The sequence below is a fragment of the Synechococcus sp. CBW1006 genome (genome assembly GCF_015840525.1).
Classification (GTDB): Bacteria; Cyanobacteriota; Cyanobacteriia; order PCC-6307; family Cyanobiaceae; genus CBW1002.
The window spans coordinates 2575290-2596915 of the sequence record NZ_CP060396.1 but is presented as its reverse complement, the minus strand read 5'-3'; the positions used below and the strand labels follow the sequence as shown (position 1 = coordinate 2596915).

The 21626-nt window shown below is 65.3% G+C and carries 28 protein-coding genes; 15 read left to right on the top strand and 13 right to left on the bottom strand.

What is annotated here, in order from left to right; genetic code table 11:
* The first annotated feature begins 202 nt into the window (after positions 1-202).
* Positions 203-484, top strand: a complete 282-nt coding sequence (locus H8F26_RS19485; RefSeq protein ID WP_231597818.1) for a hypothetical protein — start codon at positions 203-205, stop codon at positions 482-484.
* Here the strand turns inward: H8F26_RS19485 and H8F26_RS12585 are convergent.
* On the bottom strand, positions 442-675 hold the full coding sequence (locus H8F26_RS12585) for a chlorophyll a/b-binding protein (RefSeq protein ID WP_197154403.1): 234 nt from the start codon (positions 673-675) through the stop codon (positions 442-444). The two genes, H8F26_RS19485 and H8F26_RS12585, sit on opposite strands and share 43 nt — an antisense overlap.
* Before the next feature lie 121 nt (positions 676-796).
* Here H8F26_RS12585 and H8F26_RS12580 point away from each other — a divergent pair, with 121 nt between their 5' ends.
* Both H8F26_RS12580 and H8F26_RS12575 read left to right on the top strand, forming a co-directional pair.
* Positions 797-1345 (top strand): hypothetical protein, encoded by a 549-nt coding sequence (locus H8F26_RS12580; protein WP_197154401.1) that lies wholly within the window; start codon positions 797-799, stop codon positions 1343-1345.
* A complete protein-coding gene (locus tag H8F26_RS12575; RefSeq protein ID WP_197154399.1) occupies positions 1342-2229 on the top strand; it encodes a hypothetical protein in 888 nt (295 codons plus the stop codon). The genes H8F26_RS12580 and H8F26_RS12575 overlap by 4 nt, the downstream gene beginning before the upstream one ends.
* Positions 2230-2366: 137 nt before the next feature.
* Here H8F26_RS12575 and H8F26_RS12570 read toward each other — a convergent pair whose 3' ends face one another.
* Positions 2367-3968 (bottom strand): APC family permease, encoded by a 1602-nt coding sequence (locus tag H8F26_RS12570; protein WP_197154397.1) that lies wholly within the window; start codon positions 3966-3968, stop codon positions 2367-2369.
* 690 nt (positions 3969-4658) lie between these two features.
* On the opposite strand from H8F26_RS12570, the gene H8F26_RS12565 reads away from it, so the two are divergent.
* Entirely contained in the window at positions 4659-5495 is an 837-nt protein-coding gene (locus tag H8F26_RS12565; RefSeq protein ID WP_197154395.1) for a substrate-binding domain-containing protein, read from the top strand.
* Here the strand turns inward: H8F26_RS12565 and H8F26_RS20190 are convergent.
* The gene (locus H8F26_RS20190) at positions 5390-6025 is read right to left on the bottom strand and encodes a YjbQ family protein (RefSeq protein ID WP_197154393.1); all 636 of its coding nucleotides are present in this window, start codon (positions 6023-6025) and stop codon (positions 5390-5392) included. The two genes, H8F26_RS12565 and H8F26_RS20190, sit on opposite strands and share 106 nt — an antisense overlap.
* Before the next feature lie 160 nt (positions 6026-6185).
* Here H8F26_RS20190 and H8F26_RS12555 point away from each other — a divergent pair, with 160 nt between their 5' ends.
* The gene (locus H8F26_RS12555) at positions 6186-6461 is read left to right on the top strand and encodes a porin family protein (protein WP_231605179.1); all 276 of its coding nucleotides are present in this window, start codon (positions 6186-6188) and stop codon (positions 6459-6461) included.
* Positions 6462-6468: 7 nt separating this feature from the next.
* Here the strand turns inward: H8F26_RS12555 and H8F26_RS12550 are convergent, their stop codons facing one another.
* The 3 genes from H8F26_RS12550 to H8F26_RS12540 all read right to left on the bottom strand — a co-directional run bounded on the left by H8F26_RS12550 (position 6469) and on the right by H8F26_RS12540 (position 8468).
* The gene (locus tag H8F26_RS12550) at positions 6469-7320 is read right to left on the bottom strand and encodes a bile acid:sodium symporter family protein (RefSeq protein ID WP_197154391.1); all 852 of its coding nucleotides are present in this window, start codon (positions 7318-7320) and stop codon (positions 6469-6471) included.
* 94 nt (positions 7321-7414) lie between these two features.
* Positions 7415-8236 carry a polyphosphate kinase 2 gene (gene ppk2, locus H8F26_RS12545; RefSeq protein WP_197154389.1) on the bottom strand — a complete coding sequence of 274 codons (822 nt, stop codon included), beginning with the start codon at positions 8234-8236 and terminating at the stop codon, positions 7415-7417.
* Positions 8237-8306: 70 nt separating this feature from the next.
* Complete coding sequence (locus H8F26_RS12540; RefSeq protein WP_197154387.1) at positions 8307-8468, bottom strand: DUF45 domain-containing protein; 162 nt, start codon at positions 8466-8468, stop codon at positions 8307-8309.
* Positions 8469-8829: 361 nt separating this feature from the next.
* Here H8F26_RS12540 and H8F26_RS12535 point away from each other — a divergent pair, with 361 nt between their 5' ends.
* Complete coding sequence (locus tag H8F26_RS12535) at positions 8830-9522, top strand: DUF6629 family protein (RefSeq protein WP_197154385.1); 693 nt, start codon at positions 8830-8832, stop codon at positions 9520-9522.
* Positions 9523-9561: 39 nt separating this feature from the next.
* On the opposite strand, the gene H8F26_RS12530 is transcribed toward H8F26_RS12535, so the two are convergent.
* The gene (locus tag H8F26_RS12530; RefSeq protein WP_197154383.1) at positions 9562-10071 is read right to left on the bottom strand and encodes a DUF3122 domain-containing protein; all 510 of its coding nucleotides are present in this window, start codon (positions 10069-10071) and stop codon (positions 9562-9564) included.
* 263 nt (positions 10072-10334) lie between these two features.
* On the opposite strand from H8F26_RS12530, the gene H8F26_RS12525 reads away from it, so the two are divergent.
* The 6 genes from H8F26_RS12525 to H8F26_RS12500 all read left to right on the top strand — a co-directional run bounded on the left by H8F26_RS12525 (position 10335) and on the right by H8F26_RS12500 (position 15339).
* Entirely contained in the window at positions 10335-11453 is a 1119-nt protein-coding gene (locus H8F26_RS12525; RefSeq protein ID WP_197154381.1) for a rhodanese-like domain-containing protein, read from the top strand.
* Positions 11454-11575: 122 nt separating this feature from the next.
* The gene (locus H8F26_RS12520) at positions 11576-12097 is read left to right on the top strand and encodes a rhodanese-like domain-containing protein (RefSeq protein WP_197159191.1); all 522 of its coding nucleotides are present in this window, start codon (positions 11576-11578) and stop codon (positions 12095-12097) included.
* Positions 12097-12957, top strand: a complete 861-nt coding sequence (locus H8F26_RS12515) for a sulfite exporter TauE/SafE family protein (RefSeq protein ID WP_231605178.1) — start codon at positions 12097-12099, stop codon at positions 12955-12957. Before H8F26_RS12520 ends, H8F26_RS12515 begins: the two co-directional genes overlap by 1 nt.
* Positions 12954-13403 carry a hypothetical protein gene (locus H8F26_RS12510; protein WP_197154372.1) on the top strand — a complete coding sequence of 150 codons (450 nt, stop codon included), beginning with the start codon at positions 12954-12956 and terminating at the stop codon, positions 13401-13403. Before H8F26_RS12515 ends, H8F26_RS12510 begins: the two co-directional genes overlap by 4 nt.
* Before the next feature lie 84 nt (positions 13404-13487).
* Positions 13488-14117, top strand: a complete 630-nt coding sequence (gene pdxH / locus H8F26_RS12505) for a pyridoxamine 5'-phosphate oxidase (protein WP_370594706.1) — start codon at positions 13488-13490, stop codon at positions 14115-14117.
* Between the two features lie 337 nt (positions 14118-14454).
* Positions 14455-15339, top strand: coding sequence for a transglutaminase family protein (locus H8F26_RS12500; protein ID WP_197154368.1), 885 nt, complete (start codon positions 14455-14457; stop codon positions 15337-15339).
* Between the two features lie 140 nt (positions 15340-15479).
* On the opposite strand, the gene H8F26_RS12495 is transcribed toward H8F26_RS12500, so the two are convergent.
* From H8F26_RS12495 to H8F26_RS12470, 6 genes are all read right to left on the bottom strand, one after another.
* Positions 15480-15776 (bottom strand): RNA-binding protein, encoded by a 297-nt coding sequence (locus H8F26_RS12495; RefSeq protein WP_197154367.1) that lies wholly within the window; start codon positions 15774-15776, stop codon positions 15480-15482.
* 83 nt (positions 15777-15859) lie between these two features.
* Positions 15860-16684, bottom strand: a complete 825-nt coding sequence (locus H8F26_RS12490; protein ID WP_197154365.1) for a hypothetical protein — start codon at positions 16682-16684, stop codon at positions 15860-15862.
* A 101-nt stretch (positions 16685-16785) separates the two neighbouring features.
* A complete protein-coding gene (locus H8F26_RS12485; protein ID WP_197154363.1) occupies positions 16786-16929 on the bottom strand; it encodes a chlorophyll a/b-binding protein in 144 nt (47 codons plus the stop codon).
* A 46-nt stretch (positions 16930-16975) separates the two neighbouring features.
* On the bottom strand, positions 16976-17776 hold the full coding sequence (locus H8F26_RS12480) for a hypothetical protein (RefSeq protein WP_197154361.1): 801 nt from the start codon (positions 17774-17776) through the stop codon (positions 16976-16978).
* 59 nt (positions 17777-17835) lie between these two features.
* On the bottom strand, positions 17836-18546 hold the full coding sequence (locus tag H8F26_RS12475) for a hypothetical protein (protein WP_197154359.1): 711 nt from the start codon (positions 18544-18546) through the stop codon (positions 17836-17838).
* Positions 18547-18603: 57 nt separating this feature from the next.
* Positions 18604-18849: a hypothetical protein gene (locus H8F26_RS12470; RefSeq protein WP_197154358.1), complete on the bottom strand. Its 246-nt coding sequence runs from the start codon at positions 18847-18849 to the stop codon at positions 18604-18606.
* Between the two features lie 120 nt (positions 18850-18969).
* Here H8F26_RS12470 and H8F26_RS12465 point away from each other — a divergent pair, with 120 nt between their 5' ends.
* From H8F26_RS12465 to H8F26_RS12455, 3 genes are read left to right on the top strand one after another with little or no spacing between them, the layout of a single operon-like run.
* On the top strand, positions 18970-19953 hold the full coding sequence (locus H8F26_RS12465) for an ATP-binding cassette domain-containing protein (protein WP_197154349.1): 984 nt from the start codon (positions 18970-18972) through the stop codon (positions 19951-19953).
* Entirely contained in the window at positions 19950-20777 is an 828-nt protein-coding gene (locus H8F26_RS12460) for an ABC-2 family transporter protein (RefSeq protein WP_197154347.1), read from the top strand. Before H8F26_RS12465 ends, H8F26_RS12460 begins: the two co-directional genes overlap by 4 nt.
* A gap of 29 nt (positions 20778-20806) precedes the next feature.
* Entirely contained in the window at positions 20807-21595 is a 789-nt protein-coding gene (locus H8F26_RS12455) for an ABC transporter permease (protein ID WP_197159189.1), read from the top strand.
* Positions 21596-21626: the final 31 nt, after the last annotated feature.

Here is a 21626-nt window from a genome sequence, read left to right as displayed (position 1 = left end):
CGCATCATCCTGATGGCACGGCCACTCGGCGGCGGCATGATGCATCGGGCCGATCGGTTGATCAGCCCATCAAGGCAGATCCTGGATCATGCAATCGATGCCAAGTGTCTGCAATGGTTTGACGCGAGAACACGTTCAACGGATGGTCCAGGGATACATTCTTCGAGGCCCGATGGTGACCTCCGTCAACGTTTCTCTGGCCATGGACCCCGACCACGCGACCGTTCAGACTTCCCTGCCCTGGTTGGAGGACGACGACCGGGCCCGCATCGCCGCTGCCCTTCGCTACATGGGCAGGGATCTGCAGCATCGCTCCTACGCGGTGAACTCGGAGCGGCGTGAGCTGCTCTGGCAGGAGATGGACCGTTGCCTCGAACTGGCTGAGCGGATCGACCCTCAGCCCAAGTTGGCGGATCTGGCGAAACCTGGTGAACCGGCGGCTCAGAGACAGAAGGGCAGCAGGTTGGTGTGGCAGGCGGCATAGCCATCCACCAGGGGACCCAGACCGATCTGGTGAACGATGCTGAAGCCCGTGAGCCCCTCCACCACCACACCGATCAACAGACCGAGCATGGCGGCGCGACCGTTGAACAGCTCCACCTTCTTCAGCTGCTCGACGTGGGCCTCGCGGGTCGACTCGGACGAAGCCTTGGACACGGCGGCGGAGCTGTTCATGGCAAAAGGTTGCGTTCTGTAAAGAACCGTAACACGGTGGTTAAGGAAGCGGCGAGCACCTAGGTGGTCGTGTCGTGTGCGTGCTTGCTACCACTGCGGCAATCGCCCCGATCGGCCCTCCATGAATCGAACGCTTCGCTGGGTCGTGGCCGGCGTGCTCGCCGCCGCCCTGCTGCTGGTGGCGGTTGTGGCCCTTCCGTTCGCAGACTGGTTGCCTGGCGGCACCGTCGCCGATGTGCCGACATCGCAGGTGGTGAACGGTTCGGCCTTCAACCAACTGTTCCCCGAACCGGAGACCGGGGAACAGTTGGTGTTCACGCAGGAGAAGCGAGGGTTCGCCCAGGCCCGTCTGCGCCAGGGAGATGAGCTCAGGGCCCTGCTCTCGATTTCCGATGTGATCACAGCCCCCGATGCCAGGGCCAAGTTCTCCGCCAGCCGTGCCGTGATCAAGGGCTGGCCACTTGTCGAGCAGGGTTCCCAGGCCAGTGCGCTGCTGGTGGCCGATCGCTTTCAGGTGAAGGTGATCGGCCAGGGGGTCGGCATGGATCCCCAGCAACGTCATGCGGTGCTTGAGGCCTTTGATCTGACCGGTCTTGCGGCCCTCAAGCCTGCCCTGACCGGCGCGGTTCCTCTGCGCCTGCTCCTCGCCAGGGCCGAGGTGAGCGCATGAGCGGCACGGTTCTGGAGCGGCTCGAGCGCCTGCCGCGCCGTGGTCTCACTGTGCTGGCCCTGAAGGGGGTCAGCACCCTGGTGCCGGGGACGTGGCACAACATCACCAGTGCCGATGCGCTGATTGCCGATGTGCTCGGCGATGACGACCCGGCGTTGATCGCGTCCGTGCGACGCCGCGCCGATGCGCTGAGCCGTGCCCGTCATGAGGGTTACGGACGTGCCCTCAGCCTCTACGACGCGGTGAACCGCTCCCAGAAGGCCGCCGGCGGGCTGCGCATCGCCGCCAATCTGGGTGGCGCCCTGCCACTGGTGAAACGGCTCGCGTCTCTGACTCCTCCTTCAGAGAAGCTGCAGGCGGTGGATCTGGCCCTCAAGGTCTCGGCAGAGATGCTCGCCTTCACCCAGGCAAATGGCCTGCCCGGCGACAGCTTTGCCGAATTCGCGGCGTCCCTGCGGGACTACGGCACTGAAGCGCTGGTCCGGATGGCCGCGATGATCTGCTTCGATGCCCTGCTTCCCCTCGGTGATCAGGCTCTCCAGGGGCTGGATGGTCTGTTGGGCCAGGTGGGATCCAGCGATCTCCGCCAGTGGCCGGCCTATCGGCGCATGGCCGCTCTGCTGCCCGGCCGGGGCGATCAGGCACACCTTGGTTTTCTACGTCGCGGCGTGGAGCCATGGCTCGACTGGTCCGAAGGGCTGGTCAAGCAGCTGGGGCTGACGGGACAGCGCGCCGTCCATGCCCTCGAGGGGGCGATCGGCCCCTGGCAAGGGGGCTTCGATCAGCTGGCCGTGTTCCTCGATGCCTTCACCGACACCTACTCGCACACCGGGGTGCAGGCGGTGGCCAGGCGCCTGGTGGAGCGGGCCGCCGCCGAAATCTGAGCTGGATGGAACTGATCTCCCGATGTCCGGTCGGTGCCAGCTGATCCGATGGCTCCCAGTCCAGACCCTGTGCCTGCTCCAGGACGGGGAGCCCGCGTCGATGGCGGGGCCAACTGCCTGGCCCCGCGCCCTGAGGATCAGTCGGTTCCGATCCTTGCCCAGGGCGACACCACCGACAAGCGCGAACGCACTGCCAGCGGGAACACCAGCAGCGCCCAGGCCCCCAGCAGGATCAGCTGGGCGGCGAGCGGCAGCGGCCGGGCGGTGATGGCCACCAAGCCACCGAGATAAAGGAACCACCACAGCCCCTGGAGCAGGTTGAGCGGGGCGTGGGGCTGCTCGTCGGTTCGTTCGCCGGTCTGCACAGCCCCATGGTGTTGCCCAGGCTGCCGGCCCTGGAGGGCCAGCCACACAAAGCCGATCGCCGGCAGCAGCACAATCAGCACGGCACCGCGCAGGGAGGTGGTGCCGCACCAGCTGATCGCCCAGGTAGCCAGCACGAAGGCCAGCGGGCACCAGAGCCCGGCGCAGGGAAGTCGGTAGGGCCGAAAGGTGGCCGGGAGCTGGATGCGCAGGGCGGCCAGGCTGACCGGGCCCATGGCCAGGGCAATCACCAGGGTGGCCGTGAGAAGACTCACCACGTTCTGCCACCCGGGCCCGATCAGCAGCATGCCGATGCCCAGGATGAGAGAGATCAGCAGAGCCACCGACGGCACGGCCTGGCGATTGATCCGGCCGAGCACGTTGGGCAGCAGACCGCAGCGCCCCATCATCCAGCCCACCCGAGAGGCGGCCCCCATGTAGGCCATGGCGGTGGCCGTGGGTGACACCACTGCATCAAGAAGCAGCAGTCGGCCGACCCAGCCCAGGCCCAAGCCAAGGGCCAGGGCCACCAGCGGTCCGCCGTGGGCGCTGAGGCGGAGCGCGGCCCAACCGGCGGAGAGCTGGTCGGGGGGCACCGCGACGAGAAAGGCCAGTTGCAGCATCAGGTAAATCAACAGGGAGATCCCCAGTCCCAGGGCCATCGCAACCGGCACGGTGCGCTGCGGTTGGCGGGCTTCTCCGGCCAGGTCCATGGCCGTGCGAAAGCCCAGCAATGAGAACAGAATCCCGCCGCTGCTGATCGCCCGCACCATGCCCTCCAGGGTGGCTCCCGCCGGCTGGGCCACGGGTACCAGGTTGGTCCAGTGGCCGGACCTCAGCATCAGGGTGATCGAGACGACCAGGGGCACCACCAGCTTCCAGCTGGTGAGGCCGTCGATCCAGCGGGCCAGCCAGCCCACTCCGGCCAGGTTGATCCAGGCCAGCACGACCAGGAGCAGGCTGGCCAGGGCCAGGCCGGCGCCGCTGAGCACCTGGCCGGCACCCTCGTCGGCAGTGAGCCAGGGAGCACTGCTGGCGAGGTACTGCATCACCGCCATCACCTCGATGCTGGGGAGAGCCAGATAGGAGACCCAGGCGCACCAGCCGCCGATGAAGCCGGCGGTGCGGCCGTGACTGAGCAAGGGGATCTGGGCGAGGGCCCCGGAACTGGTCACCAGGGCCCCGAGCTCTGCAAACACCAGGGCCAGGGCAAAGGCCAGGAGTCCCCCCAGCAGCCAGGCGCCGAGGGCGGCCGGTCCGGCGAAGCGCGCGGCATAGAACGGGGCGAACAGCCAGCCAGACCCAATGGTGCTGGTGACCACGGCCAGAGTCATCGAGCGGAGACCGAGCTGGCGGGAGAGGCCGGTATCGCTCATCGACGGGAGGGGAGCAGCTTGGCTGCGGTCATCCTGCAGGCGGACTGGACTCCACGCGGTTCAGATGTGGCCCCATGGACACAATCTCCACAGCCCCGAGAAGATCATCCGCAGATTGCACACATCAGAGCAGTTCCTCAACCAGAGTCAGTCCCTCAACGTTGGGCGATGGGATCAGAGTGATAGTCCGGTCTGCTTGATGCAACCGGTGATTCTTGTCTGAATCCATGCAGAGACCCAGCTACAGAGCGTTCAGGCAAGCGTCCGGCAGCAGGTAACGCCTGGGAACGTCTCAGGTTGCTTTGTATGGGTGACGATCGACACGGCCATGGACGTGCCCTGGAGAAGGAGATCTTCCCGGAAGACGACCCCGGTGATCAGAGCATGGAGGTGGGCTTCAGAGCCTTGAATGCGCCGATCCAGGCATCATGCCAGCGGTCGCGCTTCCCAGCGCCGGACAACGATCCGAGGATCGATGAAGTTAGGCTGAAGCATGGTTTGGCCACTGTCAGGTTGATGGCGAACCATCACAGCCGAGCTTCAACGCGTCCTCCGCACTCCGCAGGTTCTGATTGATCGAAGAAAAGCTTCCCTCTGGCGATGCAAGCGTTGGCTCTTTTGGGTTGCCTGGCACCCATCGCCCTGGCCACATCGGCGGCTGAAGCAGCGCCTGAGCCGCTTCGGTTCGTCTTGATTCCGAAAGTGACCCATCCCTGGTTTGAGGCCGTGCGAGAGGGTGCCGAGGCGGCCGCCCGCATGATCGAACAACAGACCGATACCACTGCGGTCATCGAGTATCGCCCCCCCGCCAGGGCGGAGGCCGGCCTACAGGCCTCGATCCTCCAGGCGGCAATTCACTCCAAACCCAGCGGCATCACGATTGATCTGCTGGATGCAGATCGGCTCAGCTCCCTGCTGAAGCAAGCCCAGCTCCAGGGCATTCCTGTGACTGTGTTCGACTCGGAACTCCCGGCTGATCTGGGGATCACGAGCATTGGCAATGATTTCTGCGTGCAGGCGAGCATCGCTGCCGAGCGCCTGGTCAAGCTGCTCGGAGGTCAGGGGGAGGTGGCCATTATGCAAGGCGTGCCCACAGCGCCGAACCATGCCATCCGCGTCGAATGCCACCGGAAGGTGTTTGCGCGCCATCCCGGCATCACGGTTGTGGCATCACCCATCGATGGCGACAACATCGCCACCGCCGAACAGATGGCTACGGCAACGATGCGCCGTCACCCCCGCCTGAAGGGCTGGGTCGTGTCCGATGCCGGCGGCGGCATCGGCATCGGTCGTGCCATCCAGGCACTGGGCAAAACGGGCGAGGTCCGGGTGGTCGGTCTGGATGACCTGCCTGAACTTGTCCAGCTGATCAGGAGCGGGGTGGTGGATTCCACCGCTGCCACCAAACCCCGTTCGCAGGGTTACTGGTCGGTGCTTAGCCTCTGGCAGCAGGGTCTGGGTGCTCCACCGATCCAGCGGATCGACACCGGAATCGCCGTGCAGGGCTCGGCGACGAACCATCCATAGGAACGATGATCTCCTTGCAGGGGTCGTTGCCTTCCCCTGCCAGGAGGGTGAGCAGCAGCGATTGCCAGCGGCCAAGGCCGATCCTGCCCTCCACCACCGGCAGGAAGCTGATTGCCCAGCGTCAGGGCAATCAGGTGGACGTGGGAATTGCGCGGTTCATCCGACGGCATACCCGGGCGCAGGTGGAGATGGTTGTGGAGCCAGGGGCGCTCTGGTGCTGCCAGCTCAAGAAAGAAACGCTCGATGTCAGCCAGCAAGCGCTCCTCGTTCTCGTTGAGGGCCAGAGCAGTGGTGGTGTGCTGTCCCGTGGCGACCAGCAGGCCGTCGCTGATCCCACTGCGATCGATCAGAGCCTGCAGGTCCGTCGTGATGTCATGGCAGCAGAAGGAGCCGGCCGTCTGCAGATGGAGGCGGTGTGCAAGTGCTGGGCCATCGGCGAGGTGGGGCGGACATCGATGACCATCAAAACGACCGACGTGCAGACCGCCAGCTCCAACGTCCTGCCTGCTCTCAGCTGGCGTGACTTCCATCCTCCGGAGCCTCCATGGCTTCCTGTAGCGGCTCATTGATCAAAGCAATATAGAAGGAAGCTGATTGTTCCTCCCAGATGAGCGATCGGATGCTCCTTATGCTCCATCGAGCCTGGGGATGGGGTTCCCCATCCAGCGCGGGCTGTCCCTGGGTGGAACCATGGCCCAGCCCCTGCTGGGAACTCAGGGGTTGGTGTTTCTCTCGCCCCGCCTGAGGCTGTTCGCGCGTGCCGACATCGGCGGTTTCGGAGTCAACAACGCCGTTGATGACTCCTGGAATGCCCAAGCCGGCCTCGGTTACGCCATCGGCAACTCGACCGAGCTGAATCTCTCCTGGCGCTGTCTGCACCTGGCCGGCAGCAACGATGGCATCCCGGAGAATTCCTACAATATCAACGAAAACGGCCTTGAAGTTGGCCTGAAGTTCTTCCTTTAGGCAGCCCTCACCCCTCGATCACAGACGGATCAGCCATGGCCTGAATCGAACGTCGCCAAACCAGATAGGGAAGGATGGTGATCATCATCAGCACTCCGTAGACCCCCGAGGGAAGGCTGTAGGCCGATAGCCCCATCTCCGGACCGGAGCCCCCCACCAACAGGGCTCCAACCGCGATCCCCACCGTGCCGTTCTGGAAGCCGCTTTCGATGGCAACAGCGCTCACCTGACTGGCGGGAAGGCGAAGGATCTGGGCCACTGCCGTACCGATGGCCAGCATCCCCAGGTTGAGCAACAGCAACACCGGACCAAGTGAAGTGAGGTTGGCGATCAGCACAAACAGGCCGTTGGCCATCTGTTCGCAGGGGCGCTCCCAGCGCTGCGTCAGCGCCTGCCTCCGCTGACGCAGGAGCACCCCCAGCAGCACAGGCAGGGTGGTCATGACAAACATCTTCAGGCCCAGTCCGGTGATGCTCACGGCCGGGAGGGCCGTGCCCATCAGGGCACGCCCTCCCACCGTGAGGATGAGGGGCAGGGTGATGGTGGTGATCAGGCTGGCCAGGGCTGTGAAGGAGATCGACAGGGCCACATCACCTCGCGCCAGGCGGGTCATGACGTTGGACGTGATTCCCCCCGGACAACAGGCCAGCACGAGCACCCCCACGCCCAGTTCGCCTGGCAGGCTGAACAAACGGATCAGCAGAAAGGCCACCAACGGCAGCAGGACAACCTGACAAAGCACCCCCGCCAGCAGCGGATGGGGCCGACGCAGAGAAAAACCGAAGTCGGCTGGAGTCAGGGACATCCCCAGCGTGAACATGATGAAGGCAAGCGCCAGGGGAAGGGCAACTGTGAACATGCCGGCAACAGAAGTGGGGGCATTCTGATGTGGCCCCTCTCTCAGACCACACCTGTTCATTCCGGCAGCGAGCCGCTGAGGTGTGGCGACCGGCTCAGTTGTCGATGAACACCGAATGGGCCGTCCTCACGACCCGTGGATCGGGCTCACCGACGACGTCGTGATCTTTGTGCTCGTAGTCCAGGGCGTGGAGGACGCTGCGGATGGCGCCGAGACGGGCCCGGCGCTTCTCGTTCGAGTTGACGATCGTCCATGGCGCCACGAGGGTGTCGGTGGCGAGCAGCATCTCGTTGCGCGCTTCGGTGTACGCGTCGTACTTCTCCACACTGACCTCATCGATGGGCGAGATCTTCCACTGCTTGAGCGGATCTTCGCGCCGGTCGTCGAAACGCAGCTTCTGCCTGGCCTGCGACACGGTGAACCACATCTTGAAGAGCAGAATCCCACTACTGACGAGTGACTGTTCAAAGGGAGGAACCTGGCGCAGAAACAGGGCGTGCTCCTGCGGTGTGCAGAAGCCCATCACCTTCTCGACGCCGGCCCGGTTGTACCACGACCGGTCGAACATCGTGATGTCGCCGGCTGACGGCAGGTGCGGCACGTAGCGCTGGAAGTACCACTGGGTCAGTTCGGCATCGTTGGGCTTCGGCAGCGCCACATGTTCACTGCCGCGAGGATTCTGATGTTCGCGGAAGCGCTTGATCGATCCACCCTTGCCCGCCGCATCGCGACCTTCGAACAGGAGCACCACGCGCAGTCCGACAGCCTTGATGTGACGCTGCGCCTTGAGCAGTTCGATCTGGAGTGCTTCAAGGTCTCGTCTGTAGTACGTCTTGTCAATCGATTCGCCGTAGGGGCGATCGTTCTGCATCTCCTCGATCGTTGCGACGGGGGATGGGCGGTGCTTCTTGCTCATGGGCCTGCCTGAACCGGGCGGAGCGGTCTATGCCCACCACCAACGGTAGCTCCGACAAGCAAACATCACATCACTTCGCGTGTTCCCACGCACCCAGATGGGCCCGCATCGTTGAACAGGAGGCCCACTTGCGGCGCATCGGATGCATGCCGAGCCACACCACCTGCACATCCGGCTTCTGAGCCCATTCGCGCACACGGGCCTTGAAGGCCGCCTTAGCGTTGGTGGTCATCCAATCCGGTCCACCTTCTCCAGCTCATCGCACTCGACATCCATGGTGAAGGCGACCTGCTGGCGCAGCTCGTGCAGGGCGTTATCGCTTCGTTTCCGTTCAGGCAGGCGACAAGATCGTTCTTGATCCTGGTGCTCACGGCATCTGGATTGGTGACCTTTGCATCGAGCAGCGAGCGGCTTGCGCCATCGACGCGCGCGCCGGCAGCTCAAGTGCCACTCCGCCGAGGGCGGCGAAATAGGGGCTGGATGCGTGCGGCTGCCCAGGCAGTGTGGTCGATGCCATCATCGCGAGAGGCTGTTGCACTGCCCGACGCGCCAGGCTGGGGGAATCGCCTGCTGCCGGGGACAGCTCCACGCCGATGTGTTTCTCCAGCAGCGCCAGCTTTGTGGTGGCGGCCACCCTCTTGCCCCTGGGGGTGGCCTCCGTGCGCTACTGCCGGCGCCACCAGCGCGGCGATCTGCTGCCCCTGGCCCTCTCGCCCCTGTTCTTCTCGACACAACAGGCCCTCGAGGGTGTGGTCTGGCTTGGCCTGGCGCCCGGTGGCCCCGACGGTCTCGTGCACTCCGCCGCGCTCGCTTATCTGTTCTTCGCCTATGCCTTCTGGCTGGCCTGGTTTCCCTGGTGCGTGTTGCGTCTGAACCGGCAGGAGCCACCTGGCCTGCGGCGACGCCTGCTGCAGATCCTTCTGATGCTGGGCCTGCTGCTGGGTGCAGGCCTCTGGTTGCCCCTGCTGCTGAATGGTTCCGTGTTCCAACCCGCCGTGGTGCACGGATCGCTCAACTACACCACCACTCTGTTGGCCAATGGCTGGATCAACCTGGGCTTCGGCAGCAGCGTGTATGGCCTGCTGATCACCGCACCGTTGCTGCTCAGCGGCTCAGGCCGACTGCGCTGGTTCGCTGGCGGCATTCTCGGCGCCTTTCTGATCACCCACCTGGCCTACGACTACGCCTTCACCTCGGTGTGGTGCATCTTCAGCGCGGTGCTGTCAGGGTCGCTGCCCTGGATCCTCAGGGATCCGAAGCCCGTGGCGCTTCCCAGCCACGCCTAGCTTGCAAGTTTCTGCGCGGCTGGGTGGCGGTCGGTGGGATCAGGCCTGGTCGCGGCGAGGCTCTGCCGAACCCATGGCGTGGAGCTCCATCACCTGCTCGGGTCTGAGGTTGAAATCCAGGGCACCGTTGCTGGTGGGGACCGCCAGATGGAGGGGCAGCGCCTCACTGGGCCGTGGCACCAAGGCATCCAGATCGAACTGGGCCGATCCGCTCGGAATCGTCGAGCCGTCCTTGGGAACCATCTCTTCGCTGCGATTGGGCAGGCTCCACTCCTGACCCATCGAATCGCTCAACACGAGTTCAGCCTTGTGATCCAGGCTCGTTTTGGCATCGAGAGCGCTGAAGCGGATGCGCATGCCGGAGGGGTACTCCGGGAAGGGCTGCTCAAAGACCTGGGCCGTGAGGCGATGGCCCGCCCGATCGCTGAGCGACCAGCTGCTGTCCGTCGCCAGTGCTGGGGCAGCTCCCACCATGAACGCCAGCAGCAGCGGCAGAACACTCAGCGCCCAACGGGCCAGACGGGCTCGAACACGGATCCTGGAAGACATGGCTTTAAAGGCATAAAGGCTTATTAACACTAATGCAGCTGCGACGCCGAGTCGTCGCTTTCCGCAGAACGGCATGGGGGCGCCGCGCAAAGCCGGAGACCCCATCCAGGGCACCGCCGAGCTCGCATCGAGACAGCAGCGCCAGCCAGGCCGGCGCACCCGGGGGCCGCAAGCGCTGGCAATACCCAAAGCCCAGGCCCAAAGAAAGGCTTGCCTCTTCCCCTCTATGCGGCTACTGTCATAGAAGTGAGCACCACACCGCCATGGCCGTCGCCACTGCCCCCTCCATCTCCCTGGTCGCTGCGGCCGGAGGTGGATCCCTGCTGTTCCGCCAGCTGTTCGATGCCGACACCGGCACCTTCACCTATCTGCTGGCGAATGTCCCCAGCCGCCAGGGGGTTCTGATCGATTCGGTCTACGAGCAGCACGCCCGTGATCTCTCCTTGATCCGCGAACTGGGCATCGAACTCGTCGCCTCGATCGATACCCACGCCCACGCCGACCACGTCACCGGCAGCTGGCTGATGCATGACGCCACCGGCTGCGCCATCGCCCTGTCCGCCGCGGCCCGTGCCGACAACGTCACCCTGCCGCTCAACCATGGCGACCGTGTGACCTTCGGGGGGCGTTCCGTCGAGATCCGCAGCACCCCCGGTCATACCAATGGTTGCATCACCGTGGTGCTCGACGACCACTCCATGGCGTTCACCGGCGATGCGCTGTTGGTGCGCGGCTGCGGCCGATGCGATTTCCAGCAGGGCAACGCCCATACCCTCTGGAACTCGATCAAAGAGCAGATTTTCACTCTGCCGGAGAGCTGCCTGCTCTATCCCGGCCACGATTACAACGGCCGCAGCGTCAGCTCGGTCGTGGAGGAGAAGGCCTTCAACGCACGGCTGGGCGGCGACGCCACCGAGCGGGATTTCGTGGGCCACATGGAGAACATGAAACTCCCCCATCCCCACAAGATCGCCGAGGCGCTGCCGGGCAACATGCGCTCCGGCAAACCCCGCGAGACCAGCCCCAAGGCCACCTGGGCGCCCCTGGCCCGCAGCTATGCCGGGCTGCCCGAACTCACCCCCACCTGGGTGGTCGCCCACCAGAGCGATCTCACCCTGCTCGACGTGCGCTCCGCCGAGGAATTCAACGGTCCCGATGGTCGGGTGGCCGGCAGCCTGCTGATCCCCCTGCCGGATCTCGAAGCCCAGGCCTCCAGCATCCCCACCGATCGCCCCGTGGTGGTGGTCTGCCATTCGGGCAGCCGCTCCGCCCTGGCCACCCAGCAACTGCTCAAGGCCGGCCGCTGGCAGGTGGCCAACCTGCGCGGCGGCCTCAGTCGCTGGGCGGCTGAGGGCTACCCCCTGGAAGGCGTCAAAGCCTGAAGACGGATCCAGCGGCAACGGTCATCCGCTCAACACGCCTGTCCTCTCCCAGAAGCATGGCGTCGACCAAGACCATCACGACTCCCAAGACACCTAGTACCCGCAAAGCCACCACCAAGGCCATGTCCAGCCACAGCCCGATCACAGCCCATGAGCTGGCCGACCAACTGGCCGCCCGGGATGTCACGGTGATCGACGTGCGTGAACCGATGGAATACGTCGGCGGCCATATCGCCGGCAGCCTCAACATTCCCCTGTCACGCATCACGGAGGCCGACCTGCCCCAGGGGCCGCTCGTGCTGGTCTGTCAGAGCGGCAACCGCAGTGCCAAGGCTCTGGCCCTGCTGCAGCAGCTGGGCCGGCAGCACCCCCTCACCGATCTGCAGGGCGGTGTGCCCGCCTGGCAGCAAGCCGGCTTCCCGGTGCGCAAGCTCAAGGGAGCGCCCCTGCCCCTGATGCGCCAGGTGCAGATCGCCGCAGGCACGCTGGTGCTGCTGGGGGTGATTCTGAGCCAGGCGGTGGCGCCGGGCTGGATCTGGCTGAGTGGCTTCGTGGGTGCCGGCCTCACCTTCGCGGGCATCAGCGGCTTCTGCGGCATGGCCCGCCTGCTGGCGGTGATGCCCTGGAACCGGGTCTCGATGTGATGGCCGCCACGATCCATGCGGCAACCGAGCTCTCTTTCACCATGGTGCTGATGCTGCTGGCAGGCGGGGCCCTGATCGGCTTCCTGCTGGCGGTGCTCGGGGCCGGCGGCTCGATCCTGCTGCTGCCCCTGCTGGTGAGTGGTGCGGCGCTGCCTACCAAGGCTGCCGTGCCGCTCTCCCTGCTGGTGGTCACCCTGCTGGCCCTCGGCAACGTGGGGCCCTACATCCGCCGCGGTCAGGTGGCGATCAGGCCCGGCCTGGTGCTGGGGGTTCCGGCCCTGGCCGGCAGCTGGATCGGCGGCTCCATGGTCAAGGCCGGCTGGATCGCCGAGATGGTGCAGCTGGGGATCTTCGCGGCAGCGGCCCTGGTGGCCTCCTGGCTGCTCACCCGCCGCAGTGCCCTCCAGGAAGCGTCCAACCGCGACAACACAACCGGCTTTCCGCTGGCCCTGGCGGCGCAGGGGGTGCTGGTGGGCCTGCTCACCGGCATCGCCGGCGTGGGCGGCGGCTTCGCCATCGTTCCTGCCCTGGTGCTGCTGGCCGGGTTGCCGATGGCGCTGGCCAGCGGCACCAGCCTGCTCCTGATCGCCACCAACTCACTGGTCGCCCTGGCGGCCCTGGGTCACTGGCCAGGCCCCGAGCTGCCCTTGATGCTGCCCCTGCTCGGCGGTGGCGCCATCGGGGCCGTGGCTGGGCAACGCCTCGCCCCCCACCTGCCGGACCGGATCCTGCGCCAGGGCTTTTCCGCCCTGCTGATCGGCTCGGCCCTGCTCACCGGTTTCGAGGCCTGGCGCCGCCAGCCGCAGGCCACCCCGACCATCCCAGATCCACCCACGCCTGCCCTGCCTGCCCAGCGATGAGCCCACAACGCACCTTCCAGTTCCGGCTGCGCAGCAGCCATGCCGCCCCCGATCGCGCCACCGAGGGGCTGGTGGTGGAGTTCCTCACCGACTCCGGCCAATGGGAACCGCAGCAGCTCAGCCTGACGATGCCGGGCTTCCGGATCTATCTGATCGCACTGCTGCTCTGCCAGCACGTCTATCTGGTGGCCAACGCCCGGGAAAAGGCGATCCCGTTGCAACAGGTGGAGGCCGATTTCGTTGTGACCACCAGCAGCGACTGGATCATCGACAGCGTCGACGGTGACTTCCGCATCCGGCTCGATGCCAACGCCAGCGCGCAGGAGCGCAATCTCGCCGATGCCGACGCGATCGCCTACATGCAGGAGCGCATGAAGCTCTGCCCGATCTCCCGCAACCTGCCGGAGAGTGTGCGCAAGCGCATCGACCTCACCGCCCTGAGCTGAACTCGGGACGATTGATCCAGCACCTGAGAGCCCGTGGAGCCGCCCGACACCCCCAGCGGCAAAGCCGCAGCAAGCAGCGTCGATGTGGCCCAACTGCGCCGCGACTACCGCCGCGAGGGTCTGCGCCGCGCTGATCTCGATGCCGATCCCGTTGCCCAGTTCCGGCTGTGGTTCCAGCAGGCCACTGCGGCGGAACTGCTGGAGCCCAACGCCATGGTGCTCTCCACCACCGATGGCCACCGCCCCAGCTCACGCACCGTGCTGCTCAAGGCGTTCGATGATCGCGGCTTCGTGTTCTTCACCAACTACCAGAGCCGCAAGGCCAGCGAGATCGCCAGCGATCCCCAGGTGAGCCTGCTGTTCCCCTGGTACGGGCTGGAGCGTCAGGTGGCGATCCTGGGGCAGGCGGAGCGGATTTCGGCGGCGGAATCCCTGGCTTACTTCACCTCCAGGCCCTTGGGCAGCCGCCTCGGGGCCTGGGTGTCGCAGCAGAGCACGGTGATCAGCTCCCGCCAGATCCTGGAGATGACCTGGGAGGAGATGAAGCGTCGCTTCGCCGATGGAGAGGTGCCCCTGCCCTCCGCCTGGGGCGGCATTCGGGTGGTGCCGAACGAGTTCGAGTTCTGGCAGGGTCGCCAGAACCGTCTACACGATCGCTTCCGCTACAGGCTCCGGCCCGAGGGCGGCTGGGCGATCGAACGCCTGGCTCCCTGATCCTCTCGCCGTGTTGGGCCCCACGACAGGGGCGGCGGGCTTGCGCAGGCTCTCGATCCCCATCCAGATCACACTCAGACCGATCATCAGAAACGAGAGCGCTCCTACCCCCGCCAGGATCCGCAGACCCAGCGGCATGCCTGGCGAGGGCGGCAGATCGTCGTCGTCAGGGAGGCCCGGGCTGCCGGGTCGGGCCGGTGGGCGCGGAAGGTGCTGAGGACGCGCCGGTCGATGCGGCTGGCTCACGGACGGCCTGATTGGCTGGGAAGCCCATTGTGGAGCGCGATTCGCACCGGCTTTCGTCCAGGCTGGGCAGCGATTGTGCCCCAGTGGCTCCGTGTTCTTCCAGATCCGCCACGAACTCCACTACGCCTATGCCAGGCCCGTGTTCCTGGAACCGATGACCCTGCGGCTCACCCCGCGCCAGGACTGCACCCAGACCGTGCTCAGCCACCGCCTGCAGGTGCGTGATCCAGCCGACGGCGCAGCGGCGGTGCTCGAACCCGGCGGCGGCGACGGGCTGGTGCTCTGGTTCCACAAGGAACGCCAGACCCTGCATCTCCAGGTGGAGATGCAGGTGGAAACCCACCGCGACAATCCGTTCGACTGGATCGTGACCGAGCCGGCAGCCCGGCATCTGCCGCTCACCTACACACCGGCTCTGCGCGCAGCCCTGGCGCCCTGCCTGGGTGGGCCGCAGCATCCGCAGGTCAGCGCCTGGGCTGCCGAGCTGGCCGAATCCGTGCAGGGATCCACCACCGACTTTCTGATGGCCCTGGCCGATCAGATCCACCACGGCTTCCACCATGTGGGCCGGCCCGATGGGGCAGCGCTGCAACCGGAGCAGACCCTGCAGGAGCGCACCGGGGCCTGCCGCGACACGGCGGTGCTCTACGTGGCCGCCTGCCGCAGCCTCGGCCTGGCGGCCCGCTTCGTGAGCGGCTACTCGATGCACCATCCACCCGAGGTGAGCGAGCACGAGCTGCACGCCTGGGCGGAGGTGTATGTGCCCGGCGGTGGCTGGCGCGCCTACGACCCCAGCCTCGGGCTGGCCGTGGCCGATGGCCACGTGGTGCTGGCCGCCGCCGCGGATCCGGAGCTGGCGGCGGCGGTGTCCGGCACCTACCGGGGCACCGGCGTGACCTCCACGATGGAGTATCGGGTCGACCTGCGCGCCGCCGAGACCCGGGAAGCCCTCGGCTCAGACAAGGAACGCCCATGAAAAAACCGCCCCGTTACCAGGGCGGTCAGCTGTGATTGGAAGCAGGTATTGCTGATCTGCAGGCCCGGAGATCGGGCAAGCAGGTCAGCAACAGATCAATCAGCAATCAGGCCGGTCAGAGATGATCGGCTCGGCTGTGATCACCAGCGGTTGCCGCCGCCACCACCACCGCCGTAGCCACCACCACCGCCGCTGGGACGGGGCTCGGCCTTGTTGACACGGATGGCACGACCCATCCACTCCACGTTCTGGAGATCATCGATGGCCTTGGCTTCATCAGCCTCGTTGGCCATCTCGACGAAGGCGAAACCGCGCTTGCGGCCGGTTTCACGATCGAGAGGAACGCTGCACTTGCGCACCTGTCCGTATTCGGCGAACAGCTGCTGGAGATCTTCCACTTCGGCATCGAAGGAAAGATTCCCGACGTAAATAGACATGAACTCGTTGAACTATGAACCGATCCGAAAACAGCCCCCAAGAAAGTTATGAGCTCGCTTAAGAGAAATCTTGAGATCGGCTTTTACCTTACAGCACCAGGGACAGCCCCCGGACCGTCCTGCGCGAAGACGGTGCAGCTGGCCAGCTCGCAGTACTGCGCCTCGGCCATCGAATCCAGAGAAAAACTGGTCCAGGTGGCGCAGGCTTCTGGAACCGCCGCCACCACGGGCCAATCAATCCGGCGACGGCCGTAGGTGAGGCCCACGCAGGTGAGGGAGCGGTCGTCCGCCATCAACGACCAGAGCACGTGCAGGTCGGGGCGTTGGTAGGGGATCGGCTGGGTCTGCAAAGGCTGCTCGGCCATCACACCTGGCAGGAGCTCGAGCCGGCGCTGGTTCTCCCAGCTGAGGTAAGCGCCATCCTCAGTGGGATAAAACCAGCAGGTTTCGTTTTCGGCATCGCGCAACGGGAAAGCATCGAGACGCTCGACGCCGCTGATCGACATGCGGCTGGCGGGATGGCCATCGCCAGGCACTGGCACGCTGGTGCTGACTTGGCAATCGCTGACTTCGTTGTCGCTGACTTCGTTGTCGCTGAATGCGCTGCCGCTGATCGCGTAAACGCCGATCCAGAGGCTGCGGGGGTCGAAATGGGGCACCACGGCATCGCAGAGCCTGGAGCGGCGGCCGTCGACCGGCTCGATCGGATCGGAACCAGTCGCATCGGCCTTGCCGGAGTCAATCAGAGCCTGCAGGGACCCGGGCCAGTCATCCGGCAGGCGGAAGAGACGCAGGGCCACGCCACTGCCTACGCCGCGGCGCTGGGCCTCCACCAGAGAGGGCCAGTCAGCGCCATCACCGGGCAGCAGAGCCTCGGGGGCCACAACAAAGACGAGCAGATGAGCCATGGCCCTCGCCGAGGCGACAGAAACTCCGGAGATAGCAAAGCCCGGCTGGCGCCTGCCAACCGGGCTGGAGATCACGGCCGTGAAGACCGCTGATCCAGAACTCAGCCGAGGCCGATCTGGCTCAGGATGCCCTGGCCGGTGAGCAGCTCGGTGGCAAGGCCGATCACGAAGCCCAGCATGGCCAGGCGGCCGTTCCAGGTCTCAGCGAAGGCAACGAAACCGAAGCGGGAATCAGAGGTGGTCATCGGGTTGTAACGATGTGTTGCCACCACTGTAACAGGGTGTGAAGAGTTATGGGCGCTTCTCGGCGCAGGGAAGCGGGTGATAGCCGTTGCCGTTCTCCTGCCAGCCCAGATAGGCCGTGCCCGGCAGGGCCTCCTGCAGCGGTTCCGCCGGAGGCGTGCTCGGATTGCGGGGATACGCGCTGCCGTCGTGGGTGAGCAGGGCGTAAAAGCCATGGCCGGCATCGATCCGCACCCGGCTGATCAACTCCTTCCAGCCGCCCCGGAGCCGACTGGTCACGATCAGGGGGTCCTTGAACAGAGACATGCGGCTGATCGGCTCCAGTGTGCCGTGCTGGTTCTGGAAGATCAGCAGGGAGCAACCACCGGTGCTGCAGACCGTCGGGCCGATCACCGTGGCCACCACCTCCTCGCTGCCGTCGCCGTTGAGGTCGACCCGGTTGTAGGCGTAGCGCAGGTTGCCGGCGTTGAGACAGGCCTGCTGGCGGATGTGGAGGCGCGCCTGCTTCCACTCCTGGGTGCCGTGATCGGGACCATGGCCATCGGCATCCACCGCCGAGGCGGGAAACAGGGCATGCAACAGGGCCTTCTCCACCGCCGCATCCGGCGTGGCCAGGGGAGGTACGGCGCGCAGCACCTGGGGCTCGGCGGGAGTCCTTGCCCGAGGTGCATCGCCAGACGCGGCGCCCATGCCTTCCGCCGCTGTTGCCGCCAGGGGTTGCAGCACCAGACTGGAGGCCACCACACCCAGCAGAATCGGCAGACCGGAAGCCCAGGATCGACGGCGCCCCGATTGATCGGTCCCGGGAGCCGAAGAGAAGCGGATACGGATCACAGGCAGTGAGCTCACGGATACACAGAGCACAGGACCAGATGTGTTCAATCAGCCAGGGTTCAGCCTGCCTGAGTTCAGCCTGCCTGTCCCGGCGCATCGGGTGACGACAGCACGGTGAGGGGCACCACCAGCTCCATCAGTTCCAGGGGAGCCTTCGGATCGGGCGGCACCATCACCAGCATGGTGTGGGCATTGGGGCGGGTGTCCGGCTGTTCTTCCAGGATCTCCACCGCCAGCAGGGTCTGGCGAAACAGGCGGCCCTTCGCCTCCAGCAACTGCACGAAGATGTCAGGGGTCCAGCGAGCGCCGGGGCCGCGGCAGGGATAGGCCTCCAGCAGATCAAGAATCTCCAGTTCCTCCAGCATCGGCGTGGTCTGCTCGTCCCAGACCAGCAGGGCCGCGCTATCGAGGGCATTGGTCTGCAACAGGTCAGATTCGGCCGTCAGCAGGGCTTCGAGCGACACCTCGGTGTCATCCCGTTCAATCGTCTGAAGCAGAGCTTCCAGCACCACCTGGGTGGAGTCATCGATCTGATCGCCATGGCAGGCGAGCAGATTGGTGATCGCCTGCTCGATCTCCTCGGCCGGCAACACCATCAGCAGGGCCTTGCTGATCACTTCGAGCACGTCGACCGCCTCGATGCCGACGGCTGAATCGGGATCGTCGGTGCCATCGCCTTCTGAGTCGTCGTCAGTGTCGACGCCGCCAAAGGCGAGCTCGGGATCGGCCAGAAAGCGATCGATCGCGGTGAGCACCAGGGCCTGCTCCGGGGATAGGGCGCTCATCGGTGGGGGCTGCGCAGTCACCGCAGCATGGCCAGGCCGGTCGCCGCCTGCCCGGCCTCACTCCACCTTCACCACATCGACCGGCCCTGCACCGAGGCGGTTGAGTTCCTCTGCGGCACGGATCGCCGCCTCATGGGTATGGAAGCGGTGGGCTTCGCCGGCCGTGGCGACATCGCTGAGGTGTTGATCCTCTCCCTGCACCGCCAGGAACATGCCGCGGCCGAGGTGCTTGATCACGTAGTGCTCAGCCTGGGTGCAGTCCATCGGATGGGCTGGATCGATCTCAGGCGCCCAGAAGTGCATTGCAGGGGCTGGTGGGTGCGACCCAGGGTAGATCTGGCGAAGCGGTGATGGGTAAATCTGTGCTGGACAAGTTTCTAACTGACAAGATCTGCACGATCGGAAGCCGTCCAGACTCCCTCGATGGCCATCGTCAACGTCAGCGGGCTCAGCAAGACCTTCCGGGTGGCCGACAAGCAGCCCGGTCTTGGCGGCACCCTGCGCCACTTCCTCCAGCGACGCCATCGCCTTGTGACGGCTGTGCAGGACATCAACATCGCGATCGAACCCGGTGAAATGGTGGGGTTCCTCGGGCCGAATGGTGCCGGCAAGACCACCACCTTGAAGATGCTGACGGGCCTGATTCACCCCAGCGCCGGCACGGTGCGGGTGGCCGGCCATGAACCCTTCCGTAGGCAGGCGGACTTCCTGCGTCAGATCACGCTGGTGATGGGTCAGAAGCAGCAGCTGATCTGGGATCTGCCGCCACTCGATTCGTTGCGGGTCCATGCCGCCGTCTACGGCATCGGCGCGGCCGAGAGCAAGCGCCGGATCGCCGAGCTGGCCGACATGCTGGAACTGGATGAGGAACTGACCCGGCCGGTTCGCAAACTCTCCCTGGGGCAGCGCATGAAGGCCGAACTGATGGCGGCGTTGCTGCATCAGCCGGCGGTGCTGTTTCTCGATGAACCCACCCTGGGACTGGACGTGAACGCCCAGGTGCGGGTGCGTTCCTTTCTGGCCGACTACAACCGCCGCACCGGTGCCACGGTGCTGCTCACCAGCCACTACATGGGCGATATCACGGCCCTGTGTGAGCGGGTGCTGCTGATTCACCAGGGGCGACTCTTTTACGACGGCAGCCTTGAAGGGCTCACCGACCAGTTGGCGCCCTGCCGCCAGGTGCGACTGGAGTTGCGCCATGTCTTGCCGGCCCGCATGTTCGAGAGCTACGGAACCCTGGAAAGCCAGAACGGCAACGAGGTGCGGCTGCTGATCGAACGGGATCGACTGACGCAGCAGGTGAGTCGTCTTCTGGCCGATTTCGATGTCTGTGACCTGGAAGTGAACGATCCACCGGTGGAGGAGATCATCGGCCAACTGTTCCGCCAGAGGGACGACCGATGAGCAAGAAGCTGCAGCGGGGATTGCGCCTTGTGCGGGTGCTGCTGAGCAGCCAATACGCGTACATGCTGGAGTACCGCGCCGAGATTGCGCTATGGGCGCTCTCGGGCGTGCTGCCTTTCATCATGCTCGGCCTCTGGAGTGGGGCCAGCGGCAACAACGGCAACGCCCCCACCGCTGAACTCCCATCGCTGGGATTGGATCCCATCGCCCTGGCGCGGTATTTTCTGGCTGTGTTCATCGTGCGCCAGTTCACGCTGGTGTGGGTGATCTACACCTTTGAGGAAGACCATCTCCAGGGCCGGCTTTCGGGCTATCTGCTGCAACCACTGGCGCCGGTCTGGCGGTATGTGAGCGCCCACATCGCCGAACAGGCCACACGTCTGCCCTTCGTGATCGCCCTGGCAGCCCTGTTCTTCCTGCTCTATCCCGCCGCCTTCTGGCTGCCGTCTCCAGCGGCGCTTCTGCTGGCGGTCATGGCCATGCAGCTCGCCTTCGCCCTGCGCTTCCTGATCCAGTTCGCCCTCACCACGGTCTGCTTCTGGAGCGAGCGGGCCAGCGCCCTGGAGCGGCTGCTGTTCATTCCCTATCTCTATCTCTCAGGCCTGATCGCTCCGTTGCAGGTGTATCCCGAACCGGTGCGCCGCCTGGCGCTGTGGACTCCGTTTCCATACATGATTGCGATACCGGCCCAGCTGCTGGCCGGCGAGAAGGTGGATGTCGTCGCCAGCTTTGCCGTGGTGAGCCTCTGGATCGCGATCCTGCTGCCAATCACATGGGTGCTCTGGAAACGGGGATTGCGGCAGTACGGAGCGATGGGGGCATGACGCTCGGCAGCAAGATGAACGGCGGCACCGTGGGGCGCTACTGGCGCACCCTGCGCAGCTTCTGGGGAGCGGCCCTGGCGGCCGAGCTGGAATACCAGATCAACCTGCTGATTGAACTGCTGGCCACAGGTGGCAATCTGGCTGGCAGCCTGTTCGTGTTGTCGCTGTTCTTCCGCTCCGGCCATGGGCTGGGGGGCTGGAGCTGGGAGGCAGCGCTGGTGGTGCTGGGGATGTACACCGTGCTGGATGGCATCGCCAGTACCCTGCTGCAACCCAACCTCAGCACCATCGTGAGCCATGTCCAGAACGGCAGCCTGGATTATGTGTTGCTCAAGCCGATCGACAGCCAGTTCTGGCTGTCGTTGCGCACGGTTTCCCCCTGGGGTCTCCCTGGGATCGTGCTGGGTGTTGTGCTCATGGTTGTGGGAGCCGTCCGTACGGGAGCCACGCCGAGCCTGCAGGATCTCCTGCTGACGGGGCTGATGCTGATCTGCGGCAGCCTGATCCTGTACAGCCTCTGGTTCATCCTGGCGGCCACCAGCATCTGGTTCGTGAAGGTGTGGAACGCCACGGAGGTGCTACGCAGCTTTCTGGCCGCAGGCCGTTATCCCATCAGCGCCTATCCGATCGGCCTGCGGCTGTTCTTCACCGTAGTTGTACCAGTGGCTTTCCTTACCACGGTGCCCGCCGAAGCCCTGCTGGGTCGTGCCAACCTCAGTTGGCTCACGGCATCAGGAGTGGTCACGATCCTGTCCCTGCTGGCGAGCCGTTGGTTCTGGAAATATGCTCTGCGATTCTATACCTCAGCCTCCAGCTAAACAAGATTGACTCGTAAGAGATTAGAGCTAA

Bases quoted from the DNA above. Each gene is read 5' to 3' on its own strand.
- H8F26_RS12570 (WP_197154397.1), bottom strand. From the start codon at position 3,968: ATGAGCGATACCGGCCTCTCCCGCCAGCTCGGTCTCCGCTCGATGACT.
- H8F26_RS12525 (WP_197154381.1), top strand. From the start codon at position 10,335: ATGGCCGTCGCCACTGCCCCCTCCATCTCCCTGGTCGCTGCGGCCGGA.
- H8F26_RS12550 (WP_197154391.1), bottom strand. From the start codon at position 7,320: ATGTTCACAGTTGCCCTTCCCCTGGCGCTTGCCTTCATCATGTTCACG.
- H8F26_RS12520 (WP_197159191.1), top strand. From the start codon at position 11,576: ATGTCCAGCCACAGCCCGATCACAGCCCATGAGCTGGCCGACCAACTG.
- H8F26_RS12470 (WP_197154358.1), bottom strand. From the start codon at position 18,849: ATGCACTTCTGGGCGCCTGAGATCGATCCAGCCCATCCGATGGACTGC.
- H8F26_RS12510 (WP_197154372.1), top strand. From the start codon at position 12,954: ATGAGCCCACAACGCACCTTCCAGTTCCGGCTGCGCAGCAGCCATGCC.
- H8F26_RS12555 (WP_231605179.1), top strand. From the start codon at position 6,186: ATGGCCCAGCCCCTGCTGGGAACTCAGGGGTTGGTGTTTCTCTCGCCC.
- H8F26_RS12485 (WP_197154363.1), bottom strand. From the start codon at position 16,929: ATGACCACCTCTGATTCCCGCTTCGGTTTCGTTGCCTTCGCTGAGACC.
- H8F26_RS12580 (WP_197154401.1), top strand. From the start codon at position 797: ATGAATCGAACGCTTCGCTGGGTCGTGGCCGGCGTGCTCGCCGCCGCC.
- H8F26_RS12475 (WP_197154359.1), bottom strand. From the start codon at position 18,546: ATGAGCGCCCTATCCCCGGAGCAGGCCCTGGTGCTCACCGCGATCGAT.
- H8F26_RS12575 (WP_197154399.1), top strand. From the start codon at position 1,342: ATGAGCGGCACGGTTCTGGAGCGGCTCGAGCGCCTGCCGCGCCGTGGT.
- H8F26_RS12535 (WP_197154385.1), top strand. From the start codon at position 8,830: ATGTGTTTCTCCAGCAGCGCCAGCTTTGTGGTGGCGGCCACCCTCTTG.
- H8F26_RS12585 (WP_197154403.1), bottom strand. From the start codon at position 675: ATGAACAGCTCCGCCGCCGTGTCCAAGGCTTCGTCCGAGTCGACCCGC.
- H8F26_RS20190 (WP_197154393.1), bottom strand. From the start codon at position 6,025: ATGGAAGTCACGCCAGCTGAGAGCAGGCAGGACGTTGGAGCTGGCGGT.
- H8F26_RS12540 (WP_197154387.1), bottom strand. From the start codon at position 8,468: ATGACCACCAACGCTAAGGCGGCCTTCAAGGCCCGTGTGCGCGAATGG.
- H8F26_RS12490 (WP_197154365.1), bottom strand. From the start codon at position 16,684: ATGGCTCATCTGCTCGTCTTTGTTGTGGCCCCCGAGGCTCTGCTGCCC.
- H8F26_RS12460 (WP_197154347.1), top strand. From the start codon at position 19,950: ATGAGCAAGAAGCTGCAGCGGGGATTGCGCCTTGTGCGGGTGCTGCTG.
- H8F26_RS19485 (WP_231597818.1), top strand. From the start codon at position 203: ATGGACCCCGACCACGCGACCGTTCAGACTTCCCTGCCCTGGTTGGAG.
- ppk2 (WP_197154389.1), bottom strand. From the start codon at position 8,236: ATGAGCAAGAAGCACCGCCCATCCCCCGTCGCAACGATCGAGGAGATG.
- H8F26_RS12530 (WP_197154383.1), bottom strand. From the start codon at position 10,071: ATGTCTTCCAGGATCCGTGTTCGAGCCCGTCTGGCCCGTTGGGCGCTG.
- H8F26_RS12495 (WP_197154367.1), bottom strand. From the start codon at position 15,776: ATGTCTATTTACGTCGGGAATCTTTCCTTCGATGCCGAAGTGGAAGAT.
- H8F26_RS12465 (WP_197154349.1), top strand. From the start codon at position 18,970: ATGGCCATCGTCAACGTCAGCGGGCTCAGCAAGACCTTCCGGGTGGCC.
- H8F26_RS12515 (WP_231605178.1), top strand. From the start codon at position 12,097: ATGGCCGCCACGATCCATGCGGCAACCGAGCTCTCTTTCACCATGGTG.